Consider the following 11,723-nt stretch of genomic DNA (forward strand, 5'->3'; position numbering starts at 1 on the left):
CGCGACAGCGACCGGCGCGGCTGTCGGCCGGCGCGGGGCGAGGCGATGAACGCCGCGCCCGCAGCTCGCCGGCCGCGTTGGTTCGTGCCGGGCGACCTCAACGGCTTCTTCGGCCTGGTCGTGGACAACCTGTCCATCCTGGGCTTCGTCGCCGCGGCGCTGGTCGGCATGTTCGGGATGCCGGCCGAGATCGTGTTCGGGCGCATGTTTCCCGGCACCGCACTGGGCGTGCTGATCGGCAATCTGCTCTACACCGCGATGGCCCGCCGGCTGGCCGCGCGCAGCGGCCGCGACGACGTCACCGCCATGCCGCTGGGCCTCGACGCCCCGACCAGCATCGGCATGGCGCTGCTGGTGCTCGGCCCGGCCTACGCCAGCTGGCGCGCGCAGGGGCTGGACCCGCAGGCCGCCGGGCTCAATACCTGGCAGCTCGGCATGGCCTCGCTGGTGGTGATGGGCCTGCTGAAGCTGGCGCTGTCCTTCGCTGGCGACGCGATCGCGCGGCGGGTGCCGCGCGCCGCGCTGCTGGGCTCGATCGGGGGCGCCGCGCTGGTGCTGCTGGGCTTCCTGCCGCTGGTGGAGGCGCTGCGGGTGCCGGTGGTCGGGCTGGTGACGCTGGGCCTGCTGCTGTACGTGCTGGCCGCGCGCGGCCGGCTGCCGGTGCGGGTGCCGGGCGTGCTGTTCGCGTTCGTGGTCGGCACCGCGCTGTACTACGGGCTGGGCCTGGCCGGCGCGCTGCCCGGCTTCGCGCTGCCGGCGCCGGCGCCGCTGGCGTTCTCGCCGCCGTGGCCGGGCCTGGGCTTCCTCGACGGGCTGCCGGCGACCGTGCCCTATCTTTCGCTGCTGCTGCCGTTCGGCCTGCTGATGGTGATCGGCGGCATCAACGTGGCCGAGAGCGCGCGCGCGGCCGGCGACGACTACCGCACCCGCGACGTGCTGCTGGTGGAGGCGGTCTCGACCCTGGTCGCCGGCGTCTGCGGCGGGGTGGCGCAGACCACGCCCTACATCGGCCAGCCGGCCTACAAGCACATGGGCGCGCGCAGCGGCTACACCCTGCTGACCGGCCTGTTCGTGGGCCTGGGCGGCATGCTGGGCATCGTCTCCGGCCTGGTGCAGTGGCTGCCGCTGGCGGCGCTGGCGCCGATCATCGTCTACGTGGGCCTGGACATCGCGGTGCAGGCCTTCCACGCCACGCCGCGCGAGCATGCGATCGCGGTGGCGCTGGCGTTCCTGCCGGCGGTCGCCTACCTGCTGACGATCAAGTTCGGCAACCCGGCCTGGATCCCGCCGGACACGTTCGCCGCCCTGTACGACGGCATCGATGGCCACGGCCTGGCCGAGGTGGCGGTCATCGCGACCCTGGGCAACGGCTTCATCATCACCGCCATGCTGTGGGCCGGCGCCCTGGTGGCGTTGATCGAACACCGGCCGCGACAGGCGGCGGCGGTGCTGCTGCTGGCCGGCGTGCTGACCTTGTTCGGCTTCATCCACTCGGTGGAACCGCGCGGCGGTGTCTACCTGCCCTGGCTGCTGGAGGGCACGCGGCAGGCCATCGCCTGGCAATTCGCCGCTGCCTACGGCGTGCTGGCGCTGCTGCTGGCGCTGTTGTCGCTGCAACGCACCGCGCGCGCCTGAGCGCCGCCCGGCCCGGAGGGCGAAGCCGAAGATCGGCCGGGCGGCGCCGGCCGAAGGCGCCTGGCGGCAGAAGCGCGAGGCGCACGGCTGGCCCCGCGCGGCCAGCCGTGCGGCCTGGGCAGCGTCTGCCCCCATGCGCTCGGGCCGGCGCCGCGAGCGGCCGGCCCGGCGCCAGGGTCAGAACCGGTACCCGGCTTCCAGCCAGTAGCTGCGGCCGGGCTCGTAATAGGCGGTCCGAGCGTCGCCGACGATCCGGTTGGAGCGGTTGAGCACGTTGCTGGCCTCGATGCGCACTTAGGCCTCCTGCCCGCGCGCAAGCGCATGCGCGTATTCCAGGGTCGCGTCCCAGGTGAAGCTGTTGGGGTAGTCCACGTCGTCGTACACGTCGATCACGCCGCCCTCGTAGCGCTCCTCGCCGATCAGGCCGATATCGCGATAGCCCGCGCGGTAGCGCAGGAAATTGCTCCACAGCAGTTCGCCGGCGCCGAGCGCGATCCGGGTCTGGGTGGACAGGCGCGCGGTCCAGGGGCGGTTGAAATCGGCGGCGGGCAGATCGTAGAGCCAGAGCAGGTCGCCCTTGTAGCGGACCCGTTCGCTGGCGCCGGCCTCGGTCCAGCTGTCGTCGTAGTCGGTGTAGTTGCGACGCACGTCGGTGCGGTCGAAGCCGAGCTGGATCCGGGTCCGGCTGGCCCACAGGCGCAGGTCCTCCTCCAGCGCGATGCCCAGGGTCCAGGTGCGGCTGCGGCTGCGGCCGTTGTTGGTGTACTCGTAGACGTTGGCGGAGAATTCGCCGCTGTCGTCCCCGCTGCGGACCCGCTGCCGGCGGACCTCGTCGCGGCCCTCGCGCGCCACGTACTTCAGGTTGAAGGTCCAGCCGGCCCAGCGCTGGTCGAGGCCCAGGGTCCATTCGTCGCTGTAGGGGATGTCGAGGTCGGCGATGCGGTTGGTGGAGGTGGCGGAGGTGCCTTCCACCGCGTCCCACGGCGTCGCGCTGTCGGGCCGCTCCTTGAGCACGCGCAACCGCTCGCGGCCCTCGCGCAGCAGATAGGTGAAGAAGTTGCGGCCGTGGTAGCGGTTGAGGCCGGCGGTCAGCAGCGTGTCGCGGTTGCCGAGGACGTCCCAGGAGGCGGCCAGGCGCGGCGAGAGGGTCGTCTTGTCCCAGACATCGCTGCCGTCCATGCGCAGCCCGGCGCGCAGGCTCCAGTCGCCCAGGCGCACGTCGTCCTGCGCCCAGGCCGACCATTCGTCGCCGCTGACGGTGAACTCGCCGGCGCGGTACAGGAACAGCTGGCTGAAGTACTGGCCCTGGCCGGCGATCAGGCCGCCGTTGCTGGTCGAGGTCAGCACCGGCGAAAGCGAGCAGCTCTGGTCGTCCACCGTCCCGTCGGCCAGGGTGCAGCTCGTGGTGGCGAGGGGGTCCTGGTAGTTGTAGTGATCGTTGAGGCGGCGGTACCAGGCCTCGCGGTGCTGGTAGGACAGGCCGACCTGGACGTCGTGGCGGGCGCGGCCGAAGTCCAGGCCCTCGTGGTCGGCGACCAGGCGGTAGCCGATCGTGCGGTCGTGCTGCTCGACGTTGCCCCAGGTGCCCTCGGCGCTGCTGTTGTTGATGCCCCAGTCATACTGCTCGGACTTGGCCCAGTTCCTGAGATAGTTCGTCTCGCCGCTGCGCCGGGTTTCCAGGTCGCTGTAGCTGAGCGTGTTGCGGATCGTCCAGCCGCCGCGCTCGATGTTGGCGCGCAGGCCCAGCACCGGGCCGCCGGACTTGAGGTCGAAGTAGGCGTTCTCGTTGTTCTGGATGAAATAGCGGTCGTCGGTCGGTGCGTAGGTCAGGTTGGCGCCCAGTTCCAGGCCCTGGCCGTCGCTCCAGTCCACGGCCAGGGTCGCGGCGGTGTTCTCGCGGGTCTGGGTCTTGGTGTTCTGCCCGGTCTCGCTGACCTGGCCGTTGAGGTAGCCGCGCAGGGGAATCTCCGAGCGCGTGCGGGTCACCGTGCCGATCAGGCCGAGGCCGCCCGCGGTGCGGCCTTCCAGCGTCGCGCCCAGCTTGGTCTTGTCGTAGCGCGGCTGGTAGTTGATGTTGGCGGAATTGGCCCAGGTAGTTTCCTGGCCCTCGGGGATGATCAGCTCGTCCCAGGCCGAGCGCGCCATGCGCATCCACACCTTGCCGCCGAACGTCCCGCCGGCGCGGCGGCTCTGCGCCTCCACCACGCCGCCGGCGAATCCGCCGTAGGCGGCCGGGACGTTGCTGTCGTAGACGGTCAGGCTTTCCAGCAGGTCGACGTCCACCGCGATGCCCTGGGACTGGCTGGGCAGGTCGCTGAAATGAGCGATATTGTTGTTGGAATCGAAGGTCTTGGCCGGATCGAGATCGTTGTTGAAGCTCACGCCGTCGAGCATGAACAGGTTCTGGTAGGGAAGCGCGCCGTTGATACTGATGTCGGCCGGGCGGATCTCGCCCATGCTGCGCGAGCTGCGCGCGGTGTCGCTGAACTGCACCGCTGGGTTGATCCGCAGCAGGGTGGCGATGTCGCCGTTGCCCTTGCTGGTGCCCTCGATGTAATCCTGGTCGAGCACCATGCCTTCGGAATAGGGAAAGGTGCGCTGCGCGCCGACCCGCAGCGGGGAGAGCAGGATCGCGCCCGCCGGCGCGGCGGATTCGCGTTCCAGGGTGTAGCTGCCGTCTTCGCGCGCGACCAGGCGCAGGCCGGAGCCGGCCAGCAGGCGCTGCAGGCCCTCGCGGTCGCCGACTTCGCCGCGCAGCGCCGGCGCCTGCAGGCCGGCGGTCAGCGCCGGGTCGAAGGACAGGGCGATGCCGCGCTGGCTGGCGAACCTGCTCAGCGCCTCGCCGAGCGGGCCGGCGGGCAGGTCGAGGGTGGACGCGCCGGGGACGGCGGCTGCGACGGGGAGCGCGGCCGGCAGCGCAAGCGCGGCGACGGCGGCGGCCAGCAGGCTGGCGCGCAGAGGATGGGGACGTGGAGGCATCGAGGCTGGACCCGGTGGTGGGAGGGATTCGCCTTCCTTGCCACGCGAGACCGAAAAAAGTGTCAGCCGGGCGATCGCTGGCGCGGGCGGCGTCGACCCCGCCTGCGCCCGCTCGCGGCGCGGTCGGCTTGAAACCGGTGGCCGAACCCGCATCTGCGCCGTCGCGGCATCGCCTGGACGCCGGTCCGTCCGCGTCGCGTCGCGTCGCGGTTCGCGGGGACTTCGATCGCGCATCGCCGGCGCGTGCGTCCGGCGCCGCGGCCGCCGATACTGTTGTGTTCATCCGCAGAGAGGTTCCCCGCCCCATGACCGCATCCCCCCCCGACCTGGCCCAGGTGCCCGGCGTGGCCGCGCAGCGCGACGCCGCGACGGCCGACTTCGTCTTCAACCACACCATGCTGCGGGTCAAGGATCCGCGGGCCTCGCTGGATTTCTACACCCGCGTGCTGGGCTTCGCCCTGGTCCGCAAGATGGACGTCCCGGAAGCGAAGTTCACCAACTACTTCCTGGTGCTGACCGACGACCCGGCGGCCATCCCGGAAGGCGACGCCGAGCGCAAGGCGTGGCTGGCGCGCCAGCGCGGCGTGCTGGAGCTCACCCACAACCACGGCACCGAAACCGAGGACGGTCCGGTCTACCACGACGGCAACAGCGAGCCGCGCGGCTTCGGCCACATCTGCGTGAGCGTGCCGGACGTGGTCGCCGCCTGCGAGCGCTTCGAGCGGCTGGGCGTGCCGTTCCAGAAGCGCCTGACCGACGGGCGCATGCGCGAGATCGCCTTCATCAAGGACCCGGACGGCTACTGGGTGGAGATCATCCAGCCGACGCCGCTGGCGTAGGCATGCGCGGCGCGGTACGCCGCCGGCGTGCCGCGGCCGCGGTGCGGCGCGCCGCCTTCCAGGCCCCTGCCATGGATCCCACCCTGTTCCAGCAATTGCTCGGCGCGCGCTTCTACCGGCTGCCCGCCAGCCTGCGCGCCTTGCACGGCATCCGGGGCGAGGGCGCGTATGCCGGTCGCGTGACCGTCGTCCGCGGTACCCGGCCGCTGGCGCGGCTGTGCGCGAGGATCGCCGGCCTGCCGCCGGCGATGGAGGACGCGCCGGTCGCGGTCGCGTTCGTGGCCGACGCGCTCGGCGAAACCTGGCGCCGCGACTTCGGCGGTCGGACGATGCAGTCGCGGCTGTGGCGCCGGGGGCCGAGGCTGTGCGAGCGGCTGGGGCCGCTGCAGTTCCGCTTCGCCCTGCATGCCAACGACGGCGCCCTCCACTGGGAGGTGGCCGCGGTGCGCCTGCTGGGCGTGCTGCCGTTGCCGGCGGCGCTGTTCTCGCAGGTGCGTTGCCGCGAGCGCGAGCGCGACGGGCGCTACGAGTTCCGCGTGGAGGCGGCGATGCCGCTGATCGGGCCGCTGGTGCGCTACGAAGGCTGGCTCGAGCCGGCTTGAGCGTGCTCAACGACCTCTGGTCGTCCCCGCCGCTGTTCTCGCCTCAAATCACGTCCGCCCGACTCTGCCGGAAATGGCATGCGGCACGTTGCCGCGGCGGGGCGATGCGCGCCAGCACCGCCCCGCCCCCAACTGATCGAGCAACAGCGGGAGGGGGGGGGCTTGAATTGTGTTGTGTGGTGTGATAAGGAATTTTCGGCGGGCCCGCCGGAAATGCTTATGGGCCGGCGTATGGGGCGCGAAAGTCATGGCAGGTTTGCATCCCACCACACTTACGATTTTGTGCACCTACCGATGCACAGCAGCTTGTGCGCAGTGCTGCTTCGAATCCAGTCCTCGCATTCGCGGTAGGTTATCGCTCGAAGTCATGAAGCGTCGAATCCAGGACGCCGTCGAGGCATTCCCAAGCCTTGCCGTGGTTGTCTTTAGCGGTGGGGAGGCATTCCTTCTGAAGGATGACCTTTTCGAGGCGATTCGTTTTGCGTCTGATCTCGGCAAGAGCACCCGCGTAGTTACCAATGGCTTCTGGGGCAGAGCCGGAGCGCGCGCGAGGGAATGCGCGAGGAGGCTGCGAGAGGCCGGGATATCCGAAATTAACATCAGTACCGGGGTTGACCATGCCAAATTTGTGCCGGTCGAGTCCGTGGTGCATGCGGCAAGCGCCTTGGCGGACGAGGCGATCCGCACACTCATCACAGTGGAAGCCGACGGTAGCCAAAACCAGATCCACGCCAGGCTCGCCTCCGATCCCGTGCTTCGCAACGCCATCGAATGTGGACTTGTATCGCTGCAGGTGAACTCCTGGATGCCGTTTCACGAAGATGCGCCATCTAGGGGGCACGACATTCAGGCAATGCTGCCGGAGCTTGTCAGCGGTTGCGGGCAAATATTCGAGACGGTGGTAGTAACCCCGCACGACAACCTGTCAGCCTGCTGTGGACTAACGCTCGAGCACATCCCGGAGATGCGCCTGGGGTCTCTGTCCGCGCCTGATGTACAGATGAAGAAATTGTATGAACGTCAACGCGGGGATTTTCTCAAGTACTGGATCAGAGTGGATGGTCCCTACACCATTATTCAGCGGGTAATGGGGGTTGCGGATTCCGAAGAAATCCTTCGTGGCGTAGTTCACAAGTGCCAGGCGTGCGCCATTCTTCATCAATCAGAGAGGGTTCGTGCAGCGCTTGCGGCGCGGTATAAGGAATTTGTGGAAGAGGTGCTTGGCAGATTCTCGCTTCAGCAAGCCATGGCTGATGTTTCTTGCTGGGATCGCCGGGTCTCTCAAGATGAGGAGATGGTGGGGTCATGAAAAGGCGCAAGTTCATCGGGGTTTCCCTCATCGCCGCCGCAAGCCCGGTGGCCGCAACTACGGCGAGCTCTGGGCGGCTGTACGGTACGCCCGCTAGCGTAAGTCCGCAGGGGATGCGCGATCCGGGGTTGGTATTACCTCTAGCTGATGCGGGGGTCCCAGTGCCCGCGCTAGATTATCTTTCGAGAATGTCTGATATATGGCGTAGGGTGCTTGGTGACGATTCCGAGAGAGAGCTTTTTATACGTGATCCAGGGGGGTATCTGCAGCGTGCGGGTCTGCGCGATGTTGATGGGATTATGCGGGATGATAACGTAAAGTTGTTAATGGCGGCGGGTAGTCATGATGTGCGTATGGCGCTGCAAGAAGGTGACTACCGCCGAGCCTTTTCGCTGTTGACGGATTCTGGTGTCCTGCACAATTTGGATCCTGCGCCGCTTGTGCGTCGCCTGGCTGGCGCGTTCGAGGGGCAGCGGGCCGAATTGCTGAAAGCGCTAGAGGGCCTGCCGGAAGATGTTTCGTCAGAAGATGTCCTCAAGAGTTTGGTGTCAGAGCGATCCCCGGCGTCGACGAACGATTCACTTATCGCCACCACCGAGATTGTTCGTAAGCTCTACGGCGGCGCGTCCACCACACCGTCCGCTGTCGTTCCGGTGGTGGCTATCGCCATTGCGGCCGTTCTCATTTCGGTAGGCGTATCCTTTACGGTAGCTACTGGTGCGGCGATCGTGACTGCGGCCGTGGCCATGACAGAAGTTACCGTTGGAAGTATTCTTCCCCGCTATCAAGGCGGAGCGCACTTGGACCTGATTGCTAAGGATAATTTTCAGCGCGTGATCAAGTTGAGCGCTCTAACTGGCGATAGGCATATGCTGGTGGAATCTGCTCGTGAGCTTATCGATTTCGAAGTGGGCGCGGTCATCGATGCCCTTGTCGCTACCGGACTGCTCGATAGGGATTCGCGCCGTGCAACGGTACTCAAGGATGTCGTTGCCCGCTACGCGCTCAATGTCGCTGGCCTGCCCGACGGTGCCCCGTTGGTCGCCATGTCCAGTTCGAAGTAACGATGCGGAGATGGAGCTTTCCATGAGAATCATCGTCGCTGTCTTGATCGCCTTGGGTGTCGCGGCCCCGTTGCTGACCTACTGGCAGGCGCGCACTGCACGGCTCCAATTCGAGGTCGGCTCGCTGGTGATCGGAGGCGGGGCTTATCGTGCGGAAGTACCTTACGATGCGATTCTACTGGAAGGGATTGTCGTCGGGGCGGCTCCGCAAACCAGTCTGACATTGCGAACCAATGGTATCGGCTGGCCAGGCTTCGGGCTCGGCTGGTTTCGCAACGCGGCTGGAGAACGCGTCTTCGCGCTGGTGCGGTCCGGCGACGCGGTCTACGTTCCGACACGGTTGGATTTCGATGTCGTGCTCACGACGGAAGATGCTGACGCGTTCGTAGATGAGCTGCGGACTCGGGTTGGGCAGCAAAGGATGTGAGACGCAGCGGCGGGGGCAGACGCCCATGCTGGATCCTGGACGAATTCGCGCTCCAGGGCGCCCTGCCGCTTGATTCTGATGCCTGTCAACCGCATTTCCCAGGCGTTCGCCGGGGAGTTCCCGGCTTCCTGATTTCGGAGAATGCCCCATGCGGATGGACAAGCTCACCTCGCGTTTCCAGCAGGCGATCGCCGATGCGCAGTCGCTGGCGGTCGGACGCGACCACAATCTCATCGAACCCGTGCACCTGCTGGTGGCGCTGCTGGACCAGCAGGGCGGCGGCACGCGCCCGCTGCTGACGCAGGCCGGGGTCAACGTGCCGCTGCTGCGCGAGCGCCTGGGCGAGGCGCTGGAGCGCCTGCCGAAGGTGTCCGGCCAGGCCGGCAGCGTCTCGGTCGGCAACGACCTGGCGCGCCTGCTCAACGTGACCGACAAGCTGGCCCAGCAGCGCGGCGATGCCTACATCGCCTCCGAACTGTTCCTGCTCGCGGCGCTCGACGACGGCGGCGACGCCGGCCGGGCGCTCAAGGCCGCCGGCGCCGACAAGCGCCGGCTGGAAGCGGCCATCGACGCCATGCGCGGCGGCGAGAAGGTCGCCGACGAGAACGCCGAGGACGCGCGCCAGGCGCTGGAGAAGTACACCATCGACCTGACCGCGCGCGCGGAGAGCGGCAAGCTCGATCCGGTGATCGGCCGCGACGAGGAAATCCGCCGCACCATCCAGGTGCTGCAGCGCCGGACCAAGAACAACCCGGTGCTGATCGGCGAGCCCGGCGTGGGCAAGACCGCGATCGTGGAGGGCCTGGCCCAGCGCATCGTCAACGGCGAGGTGCCGGAGGGCCTGCGCGGCAAGCGCGTGCTGTCGCTGGACATGGGCGCGCTGATCGCCGGCGCCAAGTTCCGCGGCGAGTTCGAGGAGCGGCTGAAGGCCGTGCTCAACGACCTGGCCAAGAACGAGGGCCAGATCATCCTCTTCATCGACGAACTGCACACGATGGTCGGCGCCGGCAAGGCCGAAGGGTCCATGGACGCCGGCAACATGCTCAAGCCGGCGCTGGCGCGCGGCGAGCTGCACTGCATCGGCGCGACCACGCTCGACGAGTACCGCAAGTACGTGGAAAAGGACGCGGCGCTGGAGCGCCGGTTCCAGAAGGTCTTCGTCGGCGAGCCGAGCGTGGAGGACACCATCGCCATCCTGCGCGGCCTGAAGGAGAAGTACGCGGTCCACCACGGGGTGGAGATCACCGATCCGGCGATCGTCGCCGCGGCCACGCTGTCGCACCGCTACATCGCCGATCGCCAGCTGCCGGACAAGGCCATCGACCTGATGGACGAGGCGGCCAGCCGCATCCGCATGGAGATCGACTCCAAGCCGGAGGAACTCGACCGCAAGGAGCGCCGCCTGATCCAGCTCAAGATCCAGCGCGAGGCGCTGAAGAAGGAGAAGGACGACGCCTCCAGGCAGCGCCTGGCCGATCTGGAAGCCGAGATCGCCACGCTCGAGCGCGAATACAACGACCTGGAAGAGGTCTGGAAGGCCGAGAAGGCCACCGTGCAGGGCGCGACCAAGATCAAGGAGCAGATCGAGCAGGCCAAGCTGCAGCTGGAGGCCGCGCAGCGCGCGCAGGACTACGCGAAGATGAGCGAGATCCAGTACGGCACGCTGCCGGCGCTGGAGAAGCAGCTCGCCGCCGCGCAGGAGGCCGAGACCACCGGCTTCCGCCTGCTGCAGGACAAGGTGACCGCCGAGGAGATCGCCGAGGTGGTCTCGCGCTGGACCGGCATCCCGGTCAGCAAGATGCTCGAGGGCGAGCGCGAGAAGCTGCTGAAGATGGAGGACGCGCTGCACGCGCGCGTGGTCGGCCAGGACGAGGCGATCAAGGTCGTCTCCGACGCGGTGCGCCGCTCGCGCGCCGGCCTGTCGGACCCGTCGCGCCCCAGCGGCTCGTTCCTGTTCCTGGGCCCGACCGGCGTGGGCAAGACCGAGCTGAGCAAGGCGCTGGCCGAGTTCCTGTTCGATTCCGCCGATGCGATGGTGCGCATCGACATGAGCGAGTTCATGGAGAAGCACGCGGTGTCGCGCCTGGTCGGCGCGCCCCCGGGCTACGTCGGCTACGAGGAGGGCGGCTATCTGACCGAGGCGGTGCGGCGCCGCCCCTACAGCGTGATCCTGCTCGACGAGGTGGAGAAGGCGCACCCGGACGTGTTCAACATCCTGCTGCAGGTGCTCGACGACGGCCGCCTGACCGACGGCCAGGGCCGCACGGTCGACTTCCGCAACACCGTGATCGTGATGACCTCCAACCTCGGCTCGCAGATGATCCAGGAGCTGGGCGGCGACGACAGTCCCGAAGCCTACACGCAGATGAAGGCCGCGGTGATGGGCGTGGTGCAGGCGCACTTCCGCCCGGAGTTCATCAACCGGCTCGACGACATCGTGGTGTTCCACCCGCTGCAGAAGGCGCAGATCCGCGAGATCGCCAAGATCCAGATGCGCGGGCTGGAGCAGCGCCTGGCCGAGCGCGGGCTGCGGCTGGAGATCACCGACGCCGCCTTCGACCTGCTGGGCAACGTCGGCTTCGATCCGGTCTACGGCGCCCGTCCGCTGAAGCGCGCGATCCAGCAGCAGCTCGAGAACCCGCTGGCGCAGAAGATCCTGTCCGGCGAGTTCGCCAGCGGCGACACCGTGCGCGTGGACGCGCAGGGCGGCCAGCTGGTCTTCGCCAGCGGCGCTTCGGCGGCCTGATGCGCCTGCACCACGGCCCGGGATGCGGAGGCGGGAGGCGGGAGACCACCCCCGCCTCCGGTTGCCGTTGCTATGGGCCCGGACCTGGGCGGTCGGGCGAAGCGCCGTCGCGCGGGCGCGTC

8 protein-coding genes are annotated in these 11,723 nt (G+C 68.2%); 7 read left to right on the top strand and 1 reads right to left on the bottom strand.

Annotation, left to right across the window (positions count from 1 at the left end; genetic code table 11):
- The first annotated feature begins 45 nt into the window (after positions 1-45).
- The gene (locus tag Z164_RS0103505) at positions 46-1,635 is read left to right on the top strand and encodes a SulP family inorganic anion transporter (protein WP_024889357.1); all 1,590 of its coding nucleotides are present in this window, start codon (positions 46-48) and stop codon (positions 1,633-1,635) included.
- 294 nt (positions 1,636-1,929) lie between these two features.
- On the opposite strand, the gene Z164_RS0103515 is transcribed toward Z164_RS0103505, so the two are convergent.
- A complete protein-coding gene (locus Z164_RS0103515) occupies positions 1,930-4,614 on the bottom strand; it encodes a TonB-dependent receptor (protein ID WP_024889358.1) in 2,685 nt (894 codons plus the stop codon).
- A gap of 305 nt (positions 4,615-4,919) precedes the next feature.
- Here Z164_RS0103515 and gloA point away from each other — a divergent pair, with 305 nt between their 5' ends.
- The 6 genes from gloA (at position 4,920) to clpB (ending at position 11,601) form a co-directional block, all read left to right on the top strand.
- Complete coding sequence (gene gloA, locus Z164_RS0103520) at positions 4,920-5,453, top strand: lactoylglutathione lyase (RefSeq protein ID WP_024889359.1); 534 nt, start codon at positions 4,920-4,922, stop codon at positions 5,451-5,453.
- Between the two features lie 71 nt (positions 5,454-5,524).
- Positions 5,525-6,055, top strand: coding sequence for a DUF4166 domain-containing protein (locus Z164_RS0103525; RefSeq protein ID WP_024889360.1), 531 nt, complete (start codon positions 5,525-5,527; stop codon positions 6,053-6,055).
- Positions 6,056-6,302: 247 nt separating this feature from the next.
- The gene (locus Z164_RS21695) at positions 6,303-7,364 is read left to right on the top strand and encodes a radical SAM protein (protein WP_081770046.1); all 1,062 of its coding nucleotides are present in this window, start codon (positions 6,303-6,305) and stop codon (positions 7,362-7,364) included.
- On the top strand, positions 7,361-8,428 hold the full coding sequence (locus Z164_RS22750; RefSeq protein WP_160170680.1) for a hypothetical protein: 1,068 nt from the start codon (positions 7,361-7,363) through the stop codon (positions 8,426-8,428). Before Z164_RS21695 ends, Z164_RS22750 begins: the two co-directional genes overlap by 4 nt.
- Before the next feature lie 22 nt (positions 8,429-8,450).
- Entirely contained in the window at positions 8,451-8,855 is a 405-nt protein-coding gene (locus Z164_RS21285; protein ID WP_160170681.1) for a PH domain-containing protein, read from the top strand.
- A gap of 148 nt (positions 8,856-9,003) precedes the next feature.
- Positions 9,004-11,601 (top strand): ATP-dependent chaperone ClpB, encoded by a 2,598-nt coding sequence (clpB, locus tag Z164_RS0103540; protein ID WP_024889363.1) that lies wholly within the window; start codon positions 9,004-9,006, stop codon positions 11,599-11,601.
- Positions 11,602-11,723 lie beyond the last annotated feature (122 nt).

Origin of the sequence: Luteimonas huabeiensis HB2, assembly GCF_000559025.1 — a bacterium.
Lineage (GTDB): Bacteria > Pseudomonadota > Gammaproteobacteria > Xanthomonadales > Xanthomonadaceae > Luteimonas > Luteimonas huabeiensis.

Excerpts from the sequence above, each read along its gene's own strand:
- Z164_RS0103505 (WP_024889357.1), top strand. The coding sequence starts at position 46 with ATGAACGCCGCGCCCGCAGCTCGCCGGCCGCGTTGGTTCGTGCCGGGC.
- Z164_RS0103515 (WP_024889358.1), bottom strand. The coding sequence starts at position 4,614 with ATGCCTCCACGTCCCCATCCTCTGCGCGCCAGCCTGCTGGCCGCCGCC.
- gloA (WP_024889359.1), top strand. The coding sequence starts at position 4,920 with ATGACCGCATCCCCCCCCGACCTGGCCCAGGTGCCCGGCGTGGCCGCG.
- Z164_RS0103525 (WP_024889360.1), top strand. The coding sequence starts at position 5,525 with ATGGATCCCACCCTGTTCCAGCAATTGCTCGGCGCGCGCTTCTACCGG.
- Z164_RS21695 (WP_081770046.1), top strand. The coding sequence starts at position 6,303 with ATGGCAGGTTTGCATCCCACCACACTTACGATTTTGTGCACCTACCGA.
- Z164_RS22750 (WP_160170680.1), top strand. The coding sequence starts at position 7,361 with ATGAAAAGGCGCAAGTTCATCGGGGTTTCCCTCATCGCCGCCGCAAGC.
- Z164_RS21285 (WP_160170681.1), top strand. The coding sequence starts at position 8,451 with ATGAGAATCATCGTCGCTGTCTTGATCGCCTTGGGTGTCGCGGCCCCG.
- clpB (WP_024889363.1), top strand. The coding sequence starts at position 9,004 with ATGCGGATGGACAAGCTCACCTCGCGTTTCCAGCAGGCGATCGCCGAT.